At 73.0% G+C, this 20269-nt stretch carries 18 protein-coding genes; 13 read left to right on the top strand and 5 right to left on the bottom strand.

Translation table 11 applies throughout. The features are described from left to right. The first annotated feature begins 82 nt into the window (after positions 1 to 82). The 5 genes from ACGRHY_RS09305 to hutH all read left to right on the top strand — a co-directional run bounded on the left by ACGRHY_RS09305 (position 83) and on the right by hutH (position 6133). Positions 83 to 961 carry a biotin--[acetyl-CoA-carboxylase] ligase gene (locus tag ACGRHY_RS09305; protein ID WP_394634920.1) on the top strand — a complete coding sequence of 293 codons (879 nt, stop codon included), beginning with the start codon at positions 83 to 85 and terminating at the stop codon, positions 959 to 961. Between the two features lie 121 nt (positions 962 to 1082). Continuing rightward, positions 1083 to 2189: an adenylate/guanylate cyclase domain-containing protein gene (locus ACGRHY_RS09300; RefSeq protein WP_394634919.1), complete on the top strand. Its 1107-nt coding sequence runs from the start codon at positions 1083 to 1085 to the stop codon at positions 2187 to 2189. Positions 2190 to 2355: 166 nt separating this feature from the next. After that, the gene (locus ACGRHY_RS09295; protein WP_394637976.1) at positions 2356 to 3168 is read left to right on the top strand and encodes an enoyl-CoA hydratase/isomerase family protein; all 813 of its coding nucleotides are present in this window, start codon (positions 2356 to 2358) and stop codon (positions 3166 to 3168) included. Between the two features lie 107 nt (positions 3169 to 3275). Next, on the top strand, positions 3276 to 4484 hold the full coding sequence (locus tag ACGRHY_RS09290) for a GGDEF domain-containing protein (protein ID WP_394634918.1): 1209 nt from the start codon (positions 3276 to 3278) through the stop codon (positions 4482 to 4484). Between the two features lie 92 nt (positions 4485 to 4576). Continuing rightward, entirely contained in the window at positions 4577 to 6133 is a 1557-nt protein-coding gene (hutH, locus tag ACGRHY_RS09285; protein ID WP_394634917.1) for a histidine ammonia-lyase, read from the top strand. Here hutH and ACGRHY_RS09280 read toward each other — a convergent pair. After that, positions 6114 to 6422 carry a hypothetical protein gene (locus tag ACGRHY_RS09280; RefSeq protein WP_394634916.1) on the bottom strand — a complete coding sequence of 103 codons (309 nt, stop codon included), beginning with the start codon at positions 6420 to 6422 and terminating at the stop codon, positions 6114 to 6116. The genes hutH and ACGRHY_RS09280 overlap by 20 nt on opposite strands. Before the next feature lie 408 nt (positions 6423 to 6830). Here ACGRHY_RS09280 and ACGRHY_RS09275 point away from each other — a divergent pair, with 408 nt between their 5' ends. The 6 genes from ACGRHY_RS09275 (at position 6831) to ACGRHY_RS09250 (ending at position 15877) form a co-directional block, all read left to right on the top strand. Further along, positions 6831 to 8111 carry a L,D-transpeptidase gene (locus tag ACGRHY_RS09275; RefSeq protein ID WP_394634915.1) on the top strand — a complete coding sequence of 427 codons (1281 nt, stop codon included), beginning with the start codon at positions 6831 to 6833 and terminating at the stop codon, positions 8109 to 8111. Positions 8112 to 8333: 222 nt separating this feature from the next. Beyond that, positions 8334 to 9761: an ABC transporter permease gene (locus ACGRHY_RS09270; RefSeq protein WP_394634914.1), complete on the top strand. Its 1428-nt coding sequence runs from the start codon at positions 8334 to 8336 to the stop codon at positions 9759 to 9761. A 118-nt stretch (positions 9762 to 9879) separates the two neighbouring features. Further along, complete coding sequence (locus ACGRHY_RS09265) at positions 9880 to 10617, top strand: ABC transporter ATP-binding protein (protein WP_394634913.1); 738 nt, start codon at positions 9880 to 9882, stop codon at positions 10615 to 10617. 214 nt (positions 10618 to 10831) lie between these two features. Next, complete coding sequence (locus ACGRHY_RS09260) at positions 10832 to 14197, top strand: S8 family peptidase (RefSeq protein WP_394634912.1); 3366 nt, start codon at positions 10832 to 10834, stop codon at positions 14195 to 14197. Between the two features lie 292 nt (positions 14198 to 14489). After that, on the top strand, positions 14490 to 15032 hold the full coding sequence (locus tag ACGRHY_RS09255; protein ID WP_394637975.1) for a type 1 glutamine amidotransferase domain-containing protein: 543 nt from the start codon (positions 14490 to 14492) through the stop codon (positions 15030 to 15032). Between the two features lie 182 nt (positions 15033 to 15214). Next, a complete protein-coding gene (locus tag ACGRHY_RS09250; RefSeq protein ID WP_394634911.1) occupies positions 15215 to 15877 on the top strand; it encodes a DUF2690 domain-containing protein in 663 nt (220 codons plus the stop codon). Between the two features lie 72 nt (positions 15878 to 15949). Here the strand turns inward: ACGRHY_RS09250 and ACGRHY_RS09245 are convergent, their stop codons facing one another. Then, positions 15950 to 16246, bottom strand: a complete 297-nt coding sequence (locus ACGRHY_RS09245; RefSeq protein ID WP_394634910.1) for a YrhB domain-containing protein — start codon at positions 16244 to 16246, stop codon at positions 15950 to 15952. A gap of 275 nt (positions 16247 to 16521) precedes the next feature. Between ACGRHY_RS09245 and ACGRHY_RS09240 the strand changes: the two genes are divergently transcribed. Next, the gene (locus ACGRHY_RS09240; RefSeq protein ID WP_394634909.1) at positions 16522 to 17574 is read left to right on the top strand and encodes a hypothetical protein; all 1053 of its coding nucleotides are present in this window, start codon (positions 16522 to 16524) and stop codon (positions 17572 to 17574) included. An 89-nt stretch (positions 17575 to 17663) separates the two neighbouring features. Here the strand turns inward: ACGRHY_RS09240 and ACGRHY_RS09235 are convergent, their stop codons facing one another. Then, on the bottom strand, positions 17664 to 17921 hold the full coding sequence (locus ACGRHY_RS09235) for a hypothetical protein (RefSeq protein ID WP_394634908.1): 258 nt from the start codon (positions 17919 to 17921) through the stop codon (positions 17664 to 17666). Between the two features lie 409 nt (positions 17922 to 18330). Here ACGRHY_RS09235 and ACGRHY_RS09230 point away from each other — a divergent pair, with 409 nt between their 5' ends. Continuing rightward, the gene (locus ACGRHY_RS09230; RefSeq protein WP_394634907.1) at positions 18331 to 18708 is read left to right on the top strand and encodes a hypothetical protein; all 378 of its coding nucleotides are present in this window, start codon (positions 18331 to 18333) and stop codon (positions 18706 to 18708) included. A gap of 398 nt (positions 18709 to 19106) precedes the next feature. Here the strand turns inward: ACGRHY_RS09230 and ACGRHY_RS09225 are convergent, their stop codons facing one another. Both ACGRHY_RS09225 and msrA read right to left on the bottom strand, forming a co-directional pair. Next, the gene (locus tag ACGRHY_RS09225; protein ID WP_394634906.1) at positions 19107 to 19517 is read right to left on the bottom strand and encodes a hypothetical protein; all 411 of its coding nucleotides are present in this window, start codon (positions 19515 to 19517) and stop codon (positions 19107 to 19109) included. 78 nt (positions 19518 to 19595) lie between these two features. Then, positions 19596 to 20255 (bottom strand): peptide-methionine (S)-S-oxide reductase MsrA, encoded by a 660-nt coding sequence (gene msrA, locus ACGRHY_RS09220; protein ID WP_394634905.1) that lies wholly within the window; start codon positions 20253 to 20255, stop codon positions 19596 to 19598. Between the last annotated feature and the right edge of the window lie 14 nt (positions 20256 to 20269).

The following is a 20269-nucleotide window of genomic DNA, read 5'->3' as shown; positions in this document are numbered from 1 at the left end:
TGGCGTCTGGCTACCGACTCGTAGCGTATCGGCGCGGGCGTGATCCGGCGGTGCGGCGTTTGCCACACCTAACCTGTCTTGCATGACACCGAACGACCCGTCGGACAGTCCCTGGTCGGACCTGGAGCGCCCCCCGCTGAACGCCGTCTCGCTGCGCCGCGCGCTGGTGCGGCCCGCATCGCTGTGGACCTCGCTGGAGGTGGTGGACTCCACCGGCTCCACCAACACCGACCTCGCCGCGCGGGCCGCCCGCGGCGAGGCGGGGGAGGGAGAGGTGCTGGTCGCCGAGCGGCAGACCGCCGGGCGCGGGCGGCTGGAGCGCACCTGGACGGCGCCCGCCCGCTCGGGGCTGTTCCTCTCCGTGCTGCTGGCCCCCGAGGTGCCCGCCGACCGGTGGAGCTGGCTGCCGCTGCTCGCCGGGGTCGCCACCGCCTCCGCCCTGTCGCGCACCGCCGGGGCGGACGTGGTGCTGAAGTGGCCCAACGACGTCCTGGTGCGCTTCGGGGACGAGGAGCGCAAGATCGGCGGCATCCTCTCCGAGCGGGTCGAGCGCCCCGGCGGCCCCGCCGCCGTGGTGCTGGGCATCGGCCTCAACGTCACACTGCGCGAGGAGGAGCTGCCGGTGCCCGCGGCCGGCTCCCTGGCCCTGGCGGGCGCGCGCGTCACCGACCGCGACACCCTGCTGCGCGCGGTGCTGCGCTCGCTTCAGGAGTGGTACGGCCGCTGGCGGGAGGCCGGCGGCGACCCGGAGGCGAGCGGCGTGCGCGAGGCGTACACCGCCGGCTGCGCCACGCTGGGCCGGCGGGTGCGCGCGGTGCTGCCCGGTGAGCGCGAGCTGCTGGGCGAGGCGGTCGCGGTGGACGGCGGGGGGCGGCTGGTCCTGGCCGGCGCCGAGGGCGTGCAGCAGCCGGTGGGCGCTGGCGACATCGTGCACCTCAGGCCCGGTTCGCAGGAGGCGTAGGGGCGGCCGCCGGGGCAGCCGCGGGAGCGGCCGCCGGGAGAGTGAGCCAGGGCACACCTGCCGTATCGTTGAGTCGACCCAGCGCGGTGGGCGCGGCGTCAGTGAGTGGATCGGAAGGGCAGTGGACGACTCGGGCACCCCAGCCGAAGAGCCGGCGACGGACGGCGAGGCGGCCGGTGAGGCGGCCCACGGCCCGGCCCATCCGGAGGCGGACCCCCTCGCGCTCCGCATCGAGCAGCTGATCCTCGGCGCCGGCCGGCAGTACACGCCCTTCCAGGCGGCCCGTGCCGCCGACGTCCCGATGGGGCTGGCCGCCCGCTTCTGGCGCGCGATGGGGTTCGCCGACATCGGCCAGGCCAGGGCGCTCACCGAGACGGACGTGATCGCGCTGCGGCGGCTGGCCGGTCTGGTGGAGGCGGGGCTGCTGAGCGAGGCGATGGCGGTGCAGGTGGCGCGGTCCACCGGGCAGACCACCGCGCGGCTGGCCGAGTGGCAGATCGACTCCTTCCTGGAGGGCCTGACCGAGCCGCCCGAGCCGGGCATGACCCGCACCGAGGTGGCCTACCCGCTGGTCGAGCTGCTGCTGCCGGAGCTCCAGGAGTTCCTGGTGTACGTCTGGCGGCGGCAGCTCGCCGCCGCCACCGGCCGGGTGGTGCAGGCGGCCGACGACGAGGAGATGGTCGACCGCCGCCTGGCGGTCGCCTTCGCCGACCTGGTCGGCTTCACCCGGCTGACGCGCCGGCTGGAGGAGGAGGAGCTGGGCGAGCTGGTCGAGGCGTTCGAGACCACCGCCGCCGACCTGGTCGCCGCGCACGGCGGCCGGCTGATCAAGACGCTCGGCGACGAGGTGCTCTACGTCGCCGACGACGCGGGCACCGCGGCCGAGATCGGGCTGCGGCTGATCGAGACCCTGGCCAACGACGCGACGATGCCGGAGCTGCGGGTGGGCATGGCACTGGGCACGGTCACCACCCGGATGGGCGACGTCTTCGGCAACACGGTCAACCTGGCCAGCCGGCTGACCTCGATAGCGCCCAAGGACGCGGTGCTGGTGGACGGCGCGCTGCGCGCCGAGCTGGTAGCCGCCGGGGAGGCGCCGGAGTCGGAGAAGGAGACGGACGCCGACGCGTCGTACCGCTTCGCGCTCCGCCCCCTCTACCAGCGCCCGGTGCGCGGTCTCGGCGTCATCGAGCCCTGGCTGCTGACCCGCCGCTCCTCCGGTTCCTGACCGCCGCCCGGCGGTTCCGTACCGCGACCGCTTCCGGTGCTTTCGTCCGCGCACCGCCGCTCGCCCCTGACCCGCCGGGCGGGGCGGATGGCATGATGCGCTCGTACACCAGTGAGCGGTCGTTAACCGGAAGGGCTGTGTGGACGACGTGAGCGAGGGCGCGGGCGTGAGCGAGGGCGCGGGCGAGGAGCGGTTCGGCGAGTGGGTCGCGGTGCGGCGGGAGCCGGACGGGCACGTCGCCGAGCTGGTGCTGGACCGGCCGAAGGCGATGAACGCCGTCTCCACCGAGATGGCGCGGAACATCGGGGACGCCTGCGCCGCGCTCGCCGCGGACCGGCGGGTGCGCGCCGTGGTGCTCTCCTCCACCCACGAGCGGGCGTTCTGCGTGGGCGCGGACCTGAAGGAGCGCAACTCCTTCAGCGACGCCGACCTGTCCCGGCAGCGGCCGTACGCCCGCGCCGCCTACACCGGGGTGCTGGAGCTGCCGGTGCCGACGATCGCCGCCGTGCACGGGTTCGCGCTCGGCGGCGGCTTCGAGCTGGCCCTGTCCTGCGACCTGATCGTCGCCGACCCCACCGCTGTGGTCGGTCTGCCGGAGGTGTCGGTCGGGGTGATCCCCGGCGGTGGCGGCACCCAGCTCCTGCCGCGCCGGGTGGGCGCCGCCCGCGCCGCCGAGCTGGTCTTCACCGCGCGCAGGGTGGAGGCGGAGGAGGCCCGCGAGCTGGGCCTGGTCGACCATCTGGCGGCCCGCGGCGAGGACCGCGCCGAGGCGCTGGAGCTGGCCCGGCGCATCGCCGCCAACTCGCCGGTGGGCCTGCGGGCGGCCAAGCGGGCGCTGCGCACCGGATGGGGGATGGATCTGCGCGCCGGTCTGGAGGTCGAGGACGCGGCCTGGCGCTCGGTGGCGTTCTCCGGCGACCGGGCCGAGGGCGTGGCCGCCTTCAACGAGAAGCGGGCCCCGAGCTGGCCGGGTGAGTGACCCGGGAGCGAGCGGGCACGAGCCCGGTGAGCCGGACGGGCCGGTGCGAGCCGGTCGGCGACCCGGAGTGAAGGCCCATAACCTGGGTCGTGTGGATCGGGTACGGCATGGGTGACGACGCGCGGCTGAGGACCGTGGTGGGGCTGGCGCAGGAGATGGCCGCCGCCCACACCCTGCGCGACCTCGCCCGCACCGCCGCCGAGGGCGCGCGGGCCGCGCTGGGCGGCTCCTTCGCGGCCCTGTCCGTCTGGGAGCGCGAGCGCGGCCTGCTGCGGGTGCTGGTCAACACCGGCGAGCGGCGCGGGGACGAGGAGGAGTTCCCCGAGGACGAGACGTACCCGGTCCACGACTTCCCCGAGATCACCGGCCTGCGTCACGGCAGCGGCCCGGGGGCCGGGACACGCGCCTGGGTGGAGACGGCCTCCGGCGGGGGGCAGGCCTCCCGGTACGCGCCCGGGACGCCCCAGGAGGGCCGGCCGCCGGCACTGCGCCGGCGGGGGCGCGGCTGCTGCGTGGTCGCCCCGGTCGTCGTGGACGGGCGGGCGTGGGGCGAGCTGTACGTGGCGCGCGAGCCCGGGCAGCCGGTCTTCGGCCGTGCCGACGCGGACTTCGCCGAGGCGCTGGCGTCGGTGATCGCGGCCGGGATCGCCCAGACCGAGCGGCTGGAGGAGGTGCGCCGGCTGGCCTTCACCGATCCCCTCACCGGCCTGGCGAACCGCCGGGCGGTGGATGTGCGGCTGGACGAGGCGCTGGAGCGGCACCGCGCGGACGGGACGGTGGTCAGCCTGCTGGTCTGCGACGTCAACGGGCTGAAGGGGGTCAATGACGTGCTGGGCCACGAGGCGGGCGACCGGCTGCTGGAACGTTTCGCCTCGGTGCTGTCCCTGTGCGGCGCGATGCTCCCGGACACCCTGGCCGCCCGGCTGGGCGGGGACGAGTTCTGCCTGCTGGCGGTGGGGCCGCCGGCGGACGAGGTGGTCCAGGTGGCGGACGAGGTGTGCCGCCGGGCCGCGGAGCTGGAGACGGGGCAGGGGGTGGCCTGCGGGGTCGCCTCGACGGGCGACCCGATAGGCCCGGTCCGCTCGGCCCGCCGGCTGTTCCGCCTCGCCGACGCCGCCCAGTACCGGGCCAAGGCCGCCCGCACCGACAAGCCGGTGGTGGCCGGGCGCGAGGGCTGCGGGGAGACCGGGGCGGCCGGGGACGCGGAGGCCCCCGAGTACACCGGGGACGCCGTGGTCCGCCTGGCCGACCAGGCGGAGCAGGGGCGGATCGGGGCCCCGGGCGACCGCCGCCGGCTGCGCGGCCTGGACGTGTGAGCGGCGAAGCGCGGGCCCGGGTGCGTACACGGTCCGGCGTGGTCCCGGCGAGGTCGTGACAGAACTCGATTCACTCTTTAGTGTTCCTGAATATGGATATGCAGAACCGTGTGGTGATCGGCCCCTCCGGCACCACCGCCGAGGACGTCGTAGCCGTCGCCCGCGGCCTGGTCCGCGTCGAACTGTCCGACGAGGCGCTGGCCGCCCTCGCCGCCGCCCGCCGGGTCGTCGAGGACCTGGCCGCGGCCCCCGACCCCGTCTACGGCGTCTCCACCGGCTTCGGCGCCCTGGCCGTCCGCCACGTCCCCGCCGAGCTGCGCGTACAGCTCCAGCGCAACATCGTCCGCTCGCACGCGGCCGGCATGGGCCCGCGGGTGGAGCGCGAGGTGGTGCGGGCGCTGATGTTCCTGAGACTGAAGACGCTGGCCTCGGGCCGCACCGGGGTGCGGCCCGAGGTGGCCCGCGCCATGGCGGACCTGCTCAACGCGCGCATCACACCCGTCGTCCACGAGTACGGCTCGCTCGGCTGCTCCGGCGACCTGGCGCCGCTGTCGCACTGCGCGCTGGCCCTGATGGGCGAGGGGGAGGCCGAGGGGCCCGACGGGCGGGTGCGGCCGGTGGCCGAGCTGCTGGCCGGGCACGGGCTGGCCCCCGTCGAGCTGCGGGAGAAGGAGGGACTGGCCCTCCTCAACGGCACCGACGGCATGCTCGGCATGCTGGTGATGGCCTGCGACGACCTCGCCCGGCTGCTGACCTGCGCCGACATCACCGCCGCCCTCACCCTGGAGGCGCTGCTGGGCACCGACCGGGTGCTCGCGCCCGAACTGCACGCCGTCCGTCCGCACCCCGGTCAGGCCGCCTCGGCCGCCAACATGCTCAAGGTCCTGGCCGGCTCCGGGCTCACCGGCCACCACCAGGACGACGCCCCGCGCGTGCAGGACGCCTACTCGGTGCGCTGCGCCCCCCAGGTCGCCGGCGCCGGGCGCGACACCCTGGCGCACGCCCGCACCGTCGCCGAACGGGAACTGGCGGCGGCCGTGGACAACCCGGTGGTGCTCCCCGAGGCGGGGCGGGTGGAGTCCAACGGCAACTTCCACGGCGCCCCGGTCGCCTATGTGCTGGACTTCCTCGCCATCGCCGCGGCCGATCTGGCCTCCATCGCCGAGCGCCGCACCGACCGGCTGCTGGACCGCAACCGCAGCCACGGGCTGCCGCCCTTCCTGGCGGGCGACGCGGGGGTGGACTCGGGGCTGATGATCGCCCAGTACACCCAGGCCGCCCTGGTGAGCGAGATGAAGCGGCTGGCGGTCCCGGCCTCGGTGGACTCGATCCCGTCCTCGGCGATGCAGGAGGACCACGTCTCGATGGGCTGGTCGGCCGCCCGCAAGCTGCGCACCGCCGTCGACGGGCTGACCCGCGTGGTGGCCGTGGAGCTGTGCGCGGCCGCCCGCGCGGTCGAGCTGCGCGCGGCGGGCGGGCTGACCCCTTCGCCCGCCGCCTCGGCGGTGGTGGCCGCGGCGCGCGAGGCCGGGATGCGGGGCCCGGGAGAAGATCGTTATCTGGCGCCGGAGTTGGCGGCGGCTGAGGCGTTCGTCCGCGGGGGAGGGCTGGTGGCGGCGGCCGAGGCCGTCACCGGGCCGCTGGCGTGAGACCCTCGCGGCCGGACCGGAGGCGCGCGTTGACCAGCAGGGCGGCGCCCGCGCCGAGGAAACCGAGGCCGCCGACGAGATAGGGCGTGCTGTCGAAGCTGCCGGTGTCGGCCAGCAGGAGCTCGCCCCCGGATCCGGTCTGGACCTGTGCCCCGGCCTGTGCCCGGGAGGCGGCGGTTCCGGCCGGCTCGCCGTCGCCGGTGGCGTTCGCGGACGGTACGAACCACAGACCGCACAGGAGACCGCCCGCGACGGCGGCGGTCACCAGCGGTCGACGGTGTGCTCGCACGGAAGGGCCCCCTCGGTACAGCGGATCGGTGGTGCTGCGACCGATGCTAACGACGGGAGGGGGGCCGCGTGAAGGGCGGCCGGTTCCCGCGGGCTCCACCGCCCGGCCACCTCATGCGAAATCGGTCACATTGCCATATAGGCACCGTGACAGGAGGAAAGCGCTGTGATGTGATCGGGTGTCACAGGGGACGGGCCTGTCGGTAACGATCCGGAACCGCGGGGGAATTCCCGCCCGCCAGTGCAACCTCTGGTGACCGAAGGGTGTCTTACCCCACAGTCTTACCCTGGGTGGAACGGGTCACAGTTCCCTCGCGTTCTCGTACGTGCGGCCGTGGGGTGGACGTCCCGCCTCGCCTGCACCGGACGGCGTGGGACGCGGAACGGGGAGCCGGAGGTTCGTAAGCGGATGGAGAAGCGTGTGATGAGGGACGGCAAGCGCCGCAGGAGCGTCGTTGCGGCGGCCGCGCTGCTCAGTGGAGTGCTCACACTGTCGGCGTGCGGGGGCGAGAGCGGCAGCGGCGGCGAGTCCGACGCCGACCCCGCGAAGAAGCCGGAGAAGGGGCAGGCCCAGGTGGACAGGGCGGCGGCGGAGAAGTCCTCCGACGCCCGAATAGTCGTCACGCCCAAAAACGGAGCGGACAACGCCAGCATCCACGCGGCCAAGGTCGTGGTGAAGAGCGGCAAACTCACCTCGGTGACCATGAAGGCCGCCGCGACCGGCCAGGAGGTCGAGGGCACCCTCGCGGCCGACGGCAGCGGCTGGAAGCCCAACGGCCAGCTGGAGCGCGCCACCCGGTACACGATCTCCGCCGAGGCCGAGGACTCCGAGGGCCGCAAGGTGCTGGAGAACTCGACCTTCACCACGGTCTCGCCCGACAGCAGCTTCATCGGCTACTTCACGCCCGAGGACGGCTCGACCGTCGGCGTCGGCATGCCCGTCTCCCTCAACTTCGACAAGGGCATCACCAACAAGAAGGACGTCCAGGCCGCGATCGAGGTCAACACCACCAGCGGCCAGGAGGTCGTGGGCCACTGGTTCAGCGACACCCGCCTGGACTTCCGCCCCGAGGACTACTGGAAGGCCGGTTCCAAGGTCACCGTCGACCTCAACCTCGACGGCGTCGAGGGCGCCGACGGCGTCACCGGCGTCCAGGACAAGAGTTTCAGCTTCACCGTCGGCCGCTCCCAGGTCAGCACGGTCGACGTGAAGACCAAGACCATGAAGGTCGTCCGGGACGGCAAGACCGTCAAGACCTTCAAGATCTCCGCGGGCGCGCCCGAGACCCCGACCTACAACGGCCAGATGGTGATCTCCGAGAAGTACAAGGAGACCCGGATGAACGGCGCGACCGTCGGCTTCACCGACGACGACGGCAAGGGCGAGTACGACATCCCCGACGTGCCGCACGCCATGCGCCTGTCGACCTCCGGCACCTTCATCCACGGCAACTACTGGGGTGCCGACTCGGTCTTCGGCAACGTCAACACCAGCCACGGCTGCGTCGGGCTGAACGACGTCCAGGGCGCGGACGACCCCGGTCAGGACGGTGCCTGGTTCTTCGACAACTCGCTCCTGGGCGACGTCGTCATAGTCAAGAACTCGCCCGACAAGCAGATCACCCCGGACAACGGCCTCAACGGCTGGAACATGTCCTGGGAGGACTGGAAGGCCGGCTCCGCCCTCTGACGGCCCGGCGTCCGCCACAGCGCCGGCGCCCCGCCCGGCCCCGGTTCCTCCGGCCCCGCCGGAACCCGTCCCCGCGAAGGCGGCGGACGCGGCCCACACGCCGCGCCCGCCGCCTTCGGTGCTCCCGGGCCACTCCGCCGGCTCCGCGCGGCCGGCGGCTTCTCACGGCCCTCTCATCAGAACCTCAGTGAAACGTCAGCGGGCGCTTCTACGTTCTCGCGCATGTTCCTCACCTACCTCCGGCGGGAGTTGTGCCGCCGCGGGAAGGCGGCGCTTCTCGTCGCCTCCGGGCTGGCGCTCGGCATCGCGCTGGTCATCGTCGTCAGCTCCGTCTCCACCGGGATGAAGCGGGCCCAGGACGAGGTCCTGGAGTCCCTCTACGGCCTGGGCACGGACATGACCGTCACCAAGGCGCAGCAGCCGCCGGAGGAGGACGGGCAGGCCAGGCGCCCCCGCTTCAGGTTCGACGCCGGGGAGGACGGGGAGGAGCAGAGCAACGAGCGACTGGTCGTCCAGGGCTTCCAGACCCTCGGCGCGGGTACGGTCGACACGATCGCGGAGCAGGACGGCGTGGCCGCCGCGGTGGGCGGGCTGAGTCTGAACTCCGTCACGGTGGGCGGCGAGTTCACCCCCGGCGAGCTGCGCGGCCGGGGCGGCCCCGGGGAACAGGGCGACCGGGTCGAGGGGGGCGGCGCCGACTTCCGGGTCGACACCTACACCCTCTACGGCACCGATGTCCGCACCCCCGACCTGGGCCCGCTGACCTCCTCCGCCATCACCGGCGGGCGCGGCTTCGAGGAGGACGAGACCGGCGCCGACGTCGCCGTCGTGGACAGCGCGCACGCCAAGAGCGAGGACATCGCCGTCGGCGACACCCTCGACATCACCGGCACCGGCTTCAAGGTCGTCGGCATCGCCACCGCCGACAGCGGACAGCCCGCCGCCCAGGTCTACATCCCCCTGGAACGCGCGCAGGAACTCGCCGACGCCGGGGACGCGATCACCACCGTCTACGTCCGGGCCACCGACTCCCAGCGGATCGGGGACGTGGAGTCGGCCGTGCTGAAGGAGGTCCCGGGCACCACCGTCACCACCTCGGCAGACCTGGCCAAGACGGTCTCCGGCTCCCTCGGCACGGCCGCGGACCTCGCCGAGGGCGTCGGCAGATGGCTGTCCTACGCCGTGCTGGCCGCCGCCTTCCTCGTCGCCGGGCTGCTCACCTCCTCGGCGGTCGGCCGCCGGGTACGCGAGTTCGGCACCCTCAAGGCGCTGGGCTGGCGCAGCGGCCGGGTCACCCGCCAGGTGATGGGGGAGGCCCTGGCCAACGGGCTGTTCGGCGGTGGGCTGGGCATCGCCCTCGGCTGCGCGGGCGCGTACGCGGTGACCGCCGTCAGCCCGACGCTGACGGCGTCGCTGGGAGCGGCCCCCGGTGCGGCGACCGCCGGCCCCGGCCCGGCCCGAGGCGCCGCGCGCCTCCTGGGGCAGGAGGGGGAGCGGGCCCTGGACATCGCGCTCACCGCCCCCGTCGACCTGCGCGTCATCGCGTCGGCGGTCGCACTGGCCGTCACGGGCGGCCTTGTCGCGGGAGCCTTCGGCGCCTGGCGCGCCGCCCGGCTGCGCCCCGCCGACGCGCTGCGCCGCGTCGCCTGAAGGCCTCGCCCCCTCACGGCCCGTGCGCGCCCGCACGGGCCGTCCCGGCCCGGTGCCGCGTCCGGTCCCCCCGGGACGCGGCACCGTCCCCTTCCCTCACCACCCCAGGAGATCAGCCATGTACCGACTGACCGGCGTCACCAAGCGCTACGCGCGAGGCGGGAAGGCCGTCCACGCCCTGGACGGCGTCGACCTGACCGTGGAGGACGGCGAGAGACTCGTCGTCCAGGGCCCGACCGGAGGCGGCAAGTCCACGTTTCTGCAGATGCTCGGCGGGCTGGACCGGCCCACCTCCGGCAGCGTCGAACTCGACGGAACGGACCTCGCCCGGCTCGGCGAGTCGAAGCTGACGCGGCTGCGTGCGGAGCGGATCGGGTTCGTGTTCCAGGGCTTCAACCTCATCCCCACCCTCACCGCCCGGGAGAACGTCGAGACCGCGCTCGTCCCCCTGGGGACCGGGGCGGCGGCACGGCGCCGGCGCGCCGCGGAGGCGCTGGAATCCGTCGGGCTCGGCGAGCGGCTCGGCCATCTGCCGGGCGAGATGTCCGGCGGTCAGCAGCAGCGCGTCGCCATCGCCCGCGCCCTGGTCAAGCAGCCGGACGTACTGCTCGCCGACGAACCCACCGGAAACCTCGACGAGTCGATGCGCGACGAGGTGATGGAGGTGCTCGAAGGCCGGTGGAGGACGCACGGTCTGACATTCGTCCTCGTCACCCACGACAGCGCCATCGCCCGCCGCGCGACCCGCGTGGCCACCATCCGGGACGGACGGGTCACCACCGAGCGCGTGGACCGCCCGGCCGGCGGGGGCGGCGGGAGGGGCGGTGGGGCGGCGGGAGGAGCGGTGCGGAAGTGAACCGGGAGGGCGCCGGGAGCGTCCTCCCTCCCGCGAGAGCCGGCGAGCCCGGCGCAGGGGACCCCGCGCGGAAGGGGCCCCGACGGGCGTCACACCCAGAACACCTGTCCCATACGAGGCCGTATGGTGCGGGCGTCAGGCCCTCCCGCAGACTGATCGCGCCGGGGGCCGCAGGGGTCCCCCACGCATGGTGATCACTTCACCAGGGGGAGAATTGACGCAACGGAAGAGAGCGGTCGCCGCCGCGATAGCCACCGCCGTGGCCGTCGCACTGACGACGGGGCTGACCACCGCATCGTCCGCCGCCCCGGGGACCGGCCCGAACGCCGCGCCGGAGACCGCGCCGGGGACAGGGCCGGGAACGGGGCCGTCCCGGGCGGGTCCACCGCGGGGAACCGACCGGACCGAGCGCGGCCGGCGCTCCGTCACCCTCGTCACCGGCGACCGGGTCGTGCTGGACCGGCACGGCAGGGTCACCGGGATGATCCGCGCCGAAGGACGCGAGGACGTACCCGTCCGGGTCGTCCGCACCAGGGGCCGCACCTATGTGATCCCGCAGGACGTCACCCGGCTCATCGCCGAACGCAGGCTCGACCGGCGGCTGTTCGACGTCACCGAGCTGAGCCGCGATCAGTACCGCGACAGGACCGGCAACGACGTACCGGTCATAGTCACCTACCGCGGCGCCGAGCCCGCGGCCAGGGCCGAACTCCACGCCGAGGCCGACCCGACCGTGCGCGCCGCCTTCCGGTCGGTCAACGGCGAGGCGCTGGCCGTCGCCGGGGACCGGGCCGCGAAGGCGTGGAGGGCCCTGACCCGCCCGGCCGCGGCCGGGCAGCTCGCGGCGGCGCCCGGGGTCGCCACCGTCTCCCTCGACGGCGTCCGCAGGGCGGCGCTCGACACGAGCACCGCGCGGATCGGCGCTCCGGCGGCATGGAAGGCCGGCTACGACGGCAGGGGCGTCACCATCGCCGTCCTCGACACCGGCATCGACGCCGCCCACCCCGACTTCGCCGGGCGGATAGCCGGGGAGAAGAACTTCACCGCCTCCGAGGACACCCGGGACCGCTACGGGCACGGCACCCACGTCGCCTCCATCGCGGCCGGCTCCGGAGCGGGGTCCGAGGGCCGGTACAAGGGCGTGGCCCCCGGCGCGAAGCTGCTCAACGCCAAGGTCCTCGACGACGACGGCTACGGCAGCGACTCCGAGATCATCGCCGGGATGGAGTGGGCCGTCGCACAGGGTGCCGAGGTGGTCAACCTCAGCCTCGGCGGCGGCGACACCCCCGAGATCGACCCGATGGAGGACGCCGTCAACCGGCTGTCGCGGGACAGCGGCGCCCTCTTCGTCATCGCCGCCGGCAACGAGGGCCCCTACGCATCCAGCGTCTCCAGCCCGGGCAGCGCGGACGCCGCGCTGACGGTCGGCGCCGTGGACCGGCAGGACGTCCTCGCCGGCTTCTCCTCCATCGGCCCGCGCACCGGGGACGGCGCGGTCAAACCCGACCTGACCGCCCCCGGCGTCGACATCGGCGCCGCGGCGGCCGAGGGCAGCCTGGTCGAGCGGGAGGGCGACCCGGTCGCCGACGGCTACGTCTCCATCTCCGGCACCTCCATGGCCACCCCGCACGTCGCGGGCGCGGCGGCACTGCTGGCCCAGCGGCACCCCGACTGGACCGGCGAGCGGATCAAGGGCGCGCTGACGGCCTCCACCAAGCCCGGCAAGGGCTACTCCGCCTTCCAGCAGGGCTCCGGCCGTGCCGATGTGAACAAGGCGCTCGAGCAGACGATCGTCGCCGAACCGGTGTCGATCGGCTTCGGCACCGCCCAGTGGCCGCACGGCGACGACAAGCCGGTCACCAAGGACATCACCTACCGCAACCTGGGCACCGAGGACGTCACCCTCTCCCTGACCGCAGCCGGCACCGACCCCCGGGGCAAGGCCGCGCCCAAGGGCATGTTCGCCCTGGCCGCCGACGAGATCACCGTCCCCGCGGGCGGTACGGCCGAGGTCGCGGTCACCGCCGACACCCGGCTCGGCGGCAGCGTCAACGGCGGCTACAGCGTGGCGGTCACCGCGACCGGCGGCGGCCGGAGCATCCGTACCGCCGGCGCCGTCGACCGCGAGGTGGAGTCCTACGACCTGACCGTGCGCGCCCTCGGCCGCGACGGCGGGCCGGCCCCTCTGTGGAGCGGCATGCTCGTCGGCTACCGGGTCGACGTGTTCAAGAGCCTGACGGGCGAGGACGGCGCCACCACCCTGCGGGTGCCCAAGGGCACCTACGCCCTGTCCACCGACATCGCCCTGCCCGGCAGCACCGAGGAGGAGTACGAGGGCAGCGACTGGCTCGTGGCCCCGGCGGTCCGGCTCACCGAGGACACCGCCCTCACCTTCGACGCCCGCAAGGCGAAGGAGGTGAGGATGACGGTGCCGGACCGCGGGGCCAGGCAGATCGACCTGTCCGTCGAGTACGCCGGCACCCTCGGCGACGACGGCCACGTCGGCCTCTACGGCGGTACGGAGGGCGGCGGGCGGACCCTGCGCACCGCGCAGACCGGCGGCACGGGCGACGTCGAGGTCACCTCGACCGCCGCCGCCGTGTGGACCCGCGGCGGCACCGACTACAACACCTTCCACGTCCGCGAGGGCGGCTTCTACACCGGCCTGAGGACGCACACAAGGAAATCGGAGATGGCCAGGCTGAACGTCCGGCAGGGCGCCCCGGCCCCCGGCCGCACCGGCGTCCTGGCCACCGTGCCCTCCGGTGTGGGCTCGTTCGTCGGGACCGAGCGCAGGATCCCGAGCACCACCACGGTCTACGTCAAGGCCGGGGGCGCCCGGTGGTCGCAGTACTTCACCCAACTCGGCCCAGGGGGCGGGTTCGAGGCCGGCTACTACACCGACGAGCGGAAGTTCGCCGCGGGCAGGAGCTACGACCGCACCTTCAACAACGGCGTCTTCGGACCCCACCTGGACGAGTACAGCGGCATCTTCCGCGACGGCGACGACCTCCACGGCACGCTGAACCCGCTGGCGGACGGCGCCGGCAACCTCGGCGAGAGCCTGTACGACTCGGCGCGGACGACCCTGTACCGCAACGGGAAGAAGTACGCCGAGGAGAAGGAGATCCTCGACCACACCGGCTTCGCCCTTCCCAGGGGCAGGGCGGAGTACAAGCTGGTCACCACCCTCAGCCGCGGCAAGGCCTCCCGGCTGAGCACGAGGGTGAGCACCTCCCACACCTTCACCTCGGCCCGCACCTCCCGGGAGACCCGTCTCCCGGCGACGGCGGTGCGCTTCGCGCCGAAGCTGGCCCTGGACGGCACGGCCAGGGCGATGGCCACCATGCCGGTACCGGTCACCGTCCAGGGATCGGCCGCCGGCAAGAACCTGAAGTCGCTGACCGTCCACGTCTCCTTCGACGGCGGCAGGAGCTGGAAGAGGACCGCCGTCAGGAAGGGGAAGATCGTCTTCAGGAACCCCGGCAGGAAGGGCACGGTCTCCTTCAGGGCGACCGTGAAGGACGGGAAGGGAGACACCCTGTCCCAGACGATCGTCAACGCCTACCGCACCAGATGACCCCCGCGGTCACACGGGCGGCACCGTGTCCCCGAGCCAACGCCGGCGAAGCGGCCCGCGGCGCGGGCGGCGGCCCGCCGGAGCAACCGCTCCGGCGGGCCGTCCGCGCCATCGGGGAGGCGGACGGGGCGAGCGGGGCGGGAGGTGCGGACGGTGCCGTGATGCGGGACCGTTCCGCCCGGAAAGACACGGAAAGCGGCATAGGACCGCTCCCGGCGGAAACCCGTATCCGAGTACGGGGGAGTACGGAGCACGTACCGAGGACCCGAGCTGCCGAAAGGACGTGGCAGAAGTGAAGGTCGCCTTTCTCGTCGCCCCCGAGGGCGTGGAGCAGGTAGAGCTGACCGAACCGTGGCAGGCCGTGATCGACGCCGGGGGCACCCCGAGCCTGCTGTCCACCAACGGCGGGCGGATCCAGGCGTTCAACCACCTCGACAAGGCCGACACCTTCGAGGTGGACAAGCAGGTCGGCCAGGCCGCGGTCGAGGACTACGACGGGCTGGTGCTGCCCGGCGGCGTCGCCAACCCCGACTTCCTGCGGACGGACGACGACGCCGTCTCCTTCGTCCGGGAGTTCTTCCAGACCGGCAAGCCGGTGGCGGTGATCTGCCACGGCCCGTGGACGCTGATCGAGGCGGACGTGGTGCGCGGCAGGAAGATCACCTCCTGGCCGAGCCTGCGGACCGACCTGCGCAACGCCGGCGCCAACTGGGTCGACGAGCAGGTCTCCGTCTGCACCGAAGGACCGAACACCCTGATCAGCAGCCGCAAGCCGGACGACCTCAAGGCGTTCGGCGAGGCGTTCCTGCGGGAGTTCCAGACCGTCTCGGCCTGACCCCGCCACCGCTGCCCGACCCGTTGTGGGCCGCCCGCCGCGCGCGGGCGGCCCACACGCGCGTCCGCTCCGAGCGGAGGATATTTGGCCGAAAGTGACCCGCTGTTTTCCCTCGGTGACGTCCGGTGCGGGAAAAACCACCTTGTGCCCTCCCATCGCACGCACCCGAGAGGAGAGACGGTGTGACCGACCGCGACGAGGCGCGCTCCCCGGACCACGGTCCCCCGGACCCCGCTCCACCCGACCCCGCTCCACCCGACCCCGGCACTCCCGCGTCCGGCGCTCCCGGGGACCCGCCCGCCCGGCGGCCGTGGTGGCGTCGGCTGGCGGCCTGGACATCCCGGCACAGCCCGCAGACGCTGATGGGAGCGCTCCTGATCACCCTGCTGGGCGCCCTCACCCCGGTGGTGGTGGAGAAGGTGTGGGGCGACGGCGCGCCGAAGGCGCCGCCGCCCGCCGACGGCAAACCGTTCCCCGTTCCGAGCGAGAGCTGCTCCGGCGAGACCTGCCTGCACCTGGACCCGAAGGACCCGAACTGCGACGCCAGGGTGGTCACCCTGGCGGAACGGACGGAACCGGTGAGCCTGCAGATCAGATACAGCGCCGTCTGCGAGGCGGCGTGGGGGCGGATCCGCCAGGCCGGGATCGGCGACAGGGTGCGGATCACCACCGCCGACGACAAGGTGGCGGTGGACAGCGTGGTGGTCGGGCACGACGCCTACACGCGAATGGTCCCCGCCTCCGGGAAGTTCGGGCTGACGGCGTGCTTGGACGCCGACGCGGCGGAGGGGGAGCCGCGCTGGCCCCGCGTCTGCGTGACGGCGACCCACGAGGACGTGCCATGACCCGTACCCCGGCTCCCCGCGCCGCCCCCGCCCGGCTTGGGCGGGGGCGGCGTCCACGGGGGTGACAGGCTGTCAGGCGCCGGTGGTGTAGGCGTCCTTGGCCAATTCCCCCAGGTACTCGCCGAGGGGCTGGTGGGTCGGGGGGAAATGCGGCCCGCTGCCGTCCTTGGGCACGACCACCACGCGGACGAAGGGCGCCAGCGCCATGTTCCCGGTGTCGATGTGCTCCTGCGAGTCGAACCGCACCGCCCACGCCACCGAGTGCTCCTGCGTCAGTTCGGGCTGCACGACGATCGTGAACTCCCCCTCGGGGAAAGCCTCGTCGAGGAACCGGCGGGCGGAGTCGATGGCCTCGTCCCGTGAGAGCACTGGAAGTCTCCTTGGTATCGCTCAGAACCTGCGGGGAACCGGCGGACCCCGGCGCTCGGACGGCGTGAACCCGCTTCCGGACGGCCGCACCGCCATGACTGGGCGCAGCATAGGACGATACGACCGGCCCGCGCGCCCCCGGGCCGGTCCGTAGCACGTCGGGTGCTTCCCGCGAGGAGCGCGCCGAAGGCCGCCCACGGGCGGGGCTGTGGCGGACCGCGATCCCTTCCTAGACTTCAGGCGGTGCGAGACGAACGGCAACCTGGGGAACTTACATGGCGATTGAAAGGGTGTCGATCATCGGCGCTGCACAGCCCGTGAAAGCGGAGGAGGCCCGGCTGGCCGACCTGGGACTGCGGGAACGGGCCGATCTGCAGAAGTGGATCATCGCCGACCCCTCCCTCATCGAGCCGGGCCTGCTCATCCTGACCGAGGAGTACGACAGGTGGGCCACACCGAGCGGGGACAGAGTCCGCGACCGGCTGGACCTGCTGGCCCTCGACTCCGAGGGGCACCTCGTCGTCATAGAGCTCAAACGCGACGATGCTCCGGACGACGTGCACCTGCAGGCCATCACCTACGCGGCCATGGTGTCCCGCTTCACCGAAGAGGACCTGGCCCGCATCCACGCGGATTTCCTGCGGCGTTCCGGTGAGGAGCACGACACCTCGAAAGCATTGCAGGCCGTCCGGGCGCACTGCGGCGACGAACTGGACGTCGCACTGCTCAAGCAGCCCCGGATCGTGCTGGTCGCCCGCTCCTTCCCGAAGCAGGTGACCTCGTCGGCCGTATGGCTGAACGAGATGGGGATCGACGTCAAGCTGGTCCAGTTCCGGCTCTGGGCGAACGAGGGGACACATGTGATGACGACCTCGGTGCTCTACCCTGTACCGGGGCTGGAGGAGTTCACCGTGGTCCCCGCCCGCGCCGAGAAGGCCGAGACGGCCCAGCGCGCCGCGAACAGCACCCGCAACCGCAAGGCGGTGCTGCGCATCATCGACAACGGCTCGGTCGAACCCGGCCAGACACTCCGGTTCCGCGCCTTTCCGGAGTCCATGGCCTGGGACAACAACGAGATCGAGAGGTGGGTCGCCGAAGACCCCAGGCGCGGCCGCGCGACCTGGACCGGTGACCGCAGCCGTCCCTTGCGGTGGGAGTACGACGGGCAGTGCTACGCACCGACGTCGCTGGTGAAGGAGATGGTCGAGCAGCTGACGGGGACCCGCCCCGGCTACGCCTCCGGCCCCAGGTACTGGCTGGACTCCGACGGACGGGACCTGGCCGAACTGGCGGACCTCCCCGGCGACACCGCCCCCGACACCCTCTGAGCGCCGATACCCCTGAGCACCGGAAACGCCACGTCCGCTCCTGCGTCCGCGCCTTACGTCCTGGCCAGCTCCTGCGCTCCGGAGGGCCTTTACCCGCCCGCGCGCCACCGCTTCTCCTTCTGCTCGGCCCGGTCCCACATGTCGGCCGCGGCGCGCAGCTCGGCCTCGGTGAACGAGCCGTGCTCACTCTCGTACTCCGCCAGGCAGGTGGCTGTCGCCTGGTTCCGCAACCGCTCCCCGACCACCGTCGCGACCAGGGCGGACACACCGCGTTCTCCGGCGGGCCCGCGCAGCGCCGGAACGATGTCCTCGGGAAGCGGGCCGGGATCTTCGGGAACGAAGTGCATGACCGCATCATGGCGTGCACCTCCGGACTGCCGTGGAGAGGCGGAAGCCGCAGGAGCGCTTCGCTATGGTGCGCCGCATGACCATCGGGGCTCCGGCCTGCCCCGAGTGCGGCCGGCCCATGAGGTCCGGCGGCTCCGTGCTCTCCGGGCGGCGGGACGACGGCCGGCGAGCCTGCCGGTCGCTGTGGAGATGCGCCGGTCGGCACCTGTGGTGGAAATGGGCCGACCGGCCGGGCGAGCCGCTGGAGGCGTGCCCGCTGCCGGAACCGTTCCGCTGGCACCAGTAGTCGCGAGCAGCCGGGTGGAGTTCCCGCCCCAAAGCCCTCCCCCGGACCAAGTCCCCTCCCACTGCGCGCCGGTGGCGTTCGCGGCGGTACTCACACGTCCGGGCCGTACCTACCATCCGGGTATGGAGAACAAGGGGCTGGGGTTTGTGGTGGGGCTGGTCGTCGCGGGAACGCTCGGCTGGGCGCTCGCGGGGTCGGCCCACCTCGGCTGTGGGGAATCGGTCCGGGGGTGCTCTGTCCCAGACGGCGGCGGCTGGTACTTCGCCGCGATGATGACGGTGCCGTGGCTCCTGACGTTCTTCGGGAACGCGGTCATCCGGGACGACGACTGGCGCCCGTCACTCGGCATATCGGCCGGGGTCGCCTTGGGCATCGCCTTTGCCCTGTCCAAGGACTCCATGCCGCCGCGCATGTGGATCCTGGTCGCGGTGCTCGCGGCCATCGCGATCGGTACGCCTCTGACGCTGTGGTACCGGGGGCGCAGCCGGCAGACCTCGTGAACGACGGGCGCGTGCGACCTCCGCGACCGAGGAAAGCCGGACCGGGAGTGCGGCGGCGACCGGGTTCCCCAGGTGCTACTGGTGCCTGGACCCGATGCCTGCCGCCGGTGTGAGCGCCCCGCACTCACACCGCCGTTCACAGATGGTCGAAGGGCAGGACGGTTCTCACGACGATGAGCAGACGGGCCCACGACCGTGTACAGGCGCAGTAGGCTCACGCACTTCTCCCGCGCCCGCAAGCTGTACCCAGCGACTCAGGCTCCGGCACTTCCTGGAGCACCGCGACCGGCCCTACCTCGGCTGATTCCCGAAGACGCGGCAACGCCCCCATGCCCCGCCGGAACAGGACGTGGGGGCGTTGCCGGGTCAAAGCAGGGCCTGGACGACCAACGGACCGCCTACTTCAGCGCCAACCCCGGGATAAAGGCCATGAGCCCGGAGAGGAAACTCCCCACGCCCGCGAGCGTGACGACAGCCGCCTTGCCGTCCGAGAACAGACCGGTGCAGAACTCTCTGAACCTTCGGCGGAAGATGAGCATCTTCAACTTCTGCCACCGATGCTGACGTATGCGGCAGCCCAGCAGCAGGCCGTATGCGTTGTTCCGGCAGCCGTCCTTGGGCCCGCGCACCGGAGCGCCGCATATGACGGGTGCCTGGAAGAAGCACCACACGACCGTGGCAGCGGAGAGGATGACCACGATCGCCGGTCCGACAGCCCGGTCAATCCATGCCGCAATGAGCAGGGCGCCCGTGAGGACGCCCCACCAACGTTCCAGTCCGCCGAATCTGCTGCGTGCCGAGCGAGCCATGCCCGAAATCTATTGTCCGGGAGGGGGCAGTGCTCGGCACTGATTCATATTGGCCGGATCCGTATCACGGAGCGGCCGTCAGCCCTCGGCCCGGGCCACGCCGACCGGGCAGCTCACGCCCGTGCCGCCGATGCCGCAGTAGCCGCCGGGGTTCTTGTCCAGGTACTGCTGGTGGTATGCCTCGGCGGGGTGGAAGGGCCCGGCGGGGAGGATCTCCGTGGTGATCTCGCCGTAGCCCGAGGAAGTCAGGACGGCCTGGTAGGAGTCGCGGGACGCCTTCGCCGCGGCCTCCTGCTCCGGGGAGTGGGTGTAGACCGCCGAGCGGTACTGGGTGCCCACGTCGTTGCCCTGGCGGAAGCCCTGGGTGGGGTCGTGGGACTCCCAGAAGATCCGCAGCAGCTCCTCGTAGGTGATCTTCGACGGGTCGAAGACGACGCGGACGGCCTCGGTGTGCCCGGTCAGGCCCGAGCAGACCTCCTCGTACGTCGGGTTCTCGGTGTGGCCGCCCTGGTAGCCCGCCAGGGTGGTCCACACCCCGTCGGTCTGCCAGAACTTCCGCTCCGCGCCCCAGAAGCAGCCCAGGCCGAAGTCTGCGGTCTCCAGCCCTTCCGGGTAGGGGCCCAGCAGGGGGTTGCCCAGGACGGTGTGGGTCTCGGGGACGGTGTAGGGACGCTCCGGGCGGCCCTTGAGGGCCTCCTCCGCCGTCGGGAGGGACTTCTTGAAGTGGCCGAACAGCATGCTCAACTCTCCTC

This window comes from Streptomyces shinuiensis, assembly GCF_043660855.1.
GTDB lineage: Bacteria > Actinomycetota > Actinomycetes > Streptomycetales > Streptomycetaceae > Streptomyces.
This window is presented reverse-complemented; position numbering and strand designations above follow the sequence as displayed.

Excerpts from the sequence above, each read along its gene's own strand:
- ACGRHY_RS09235 (WP_394634908.1), bottom strand. The coding sequence starts at position 17,921 with ATGCACTTCGTTCCCGAAGATCCCGGCCCGCTTCCCGAGGACATCGTT.
- hutH (WP_394634917.1), top strand. The coding sequence starts at position 4,577 with ATGGATATGCAGAACCGTGTGGTGATCGGCCCCTCCGGCACCACCGCC.
- ACGRHY_RS09225 (WP_394634906.1), bottom strand. The coding sequence starts at position 19,517 with ATGGCTCGCTCGGCACGCAGCAGATTCGGCGGACTGGAACGTTGGTGG.
- ACGRHY_RS09275 (WP_394634915.1), top strand. The coding sequence starts at position 6,831 with ATGGAGAAGCGTGTGATGAGGGACGGCAAGCGCCGCAGGAGCGTCGTT.
- ACGRHY_RS09265 (WP_394634913.1), top strand. The coding sequence starts at position 9,880 with ATGTACCGACTGACCGGCGTCACCAAGCGCTACGCGCGAGGCGGGAAG.
- msrA (WP_394634905.1), bottom strand. The coding sequence starts at position 20,255 with ATGCTGTTCGGCCACTTCAAGAAGTCCCTCCCGACGGCGGAGGAGGCC.
- ACGRHY_RS09290 (WP_394634918.1), top strand. The coding sequence starts at position 3,276 with ATGGGTGACGACGCGCGGCTGAGGACCGTGGTGGGGCTGGCGCAGGAG.
- ACGRHY_RS09230 (WP_394634907.1), top strand. The coding sequence starts at position 18,331 with ATGGAGAACAAGGGGCTGGGGTTTGTGGTGGGGCTGGTCGTCGCGGGA.
- ACGRHY_RS09305 (WP_394634920.1), top strand. The coding sequence starts at position 83 with ATGACACCGAACGACCCGTCGGACAGTCCCTGGTCGGACCTGGAGCGC.
- ACGRHY_RS09240 (WP_394634909.1), top strand. The coding sequence starts at position 16,522 with ATGGCGATTGAAAGGGTGTCGATCATCGGCGCTGCACAGCCCGTGAAA.
- ACGRHY_RS09270 (WP_394634914.1), top strand. The coding sequence starts at position 8,334 with ATGTTCCTCACCTACCTCCGGCGGGAGTTGTGCCGCCGCGGGAAGGCG.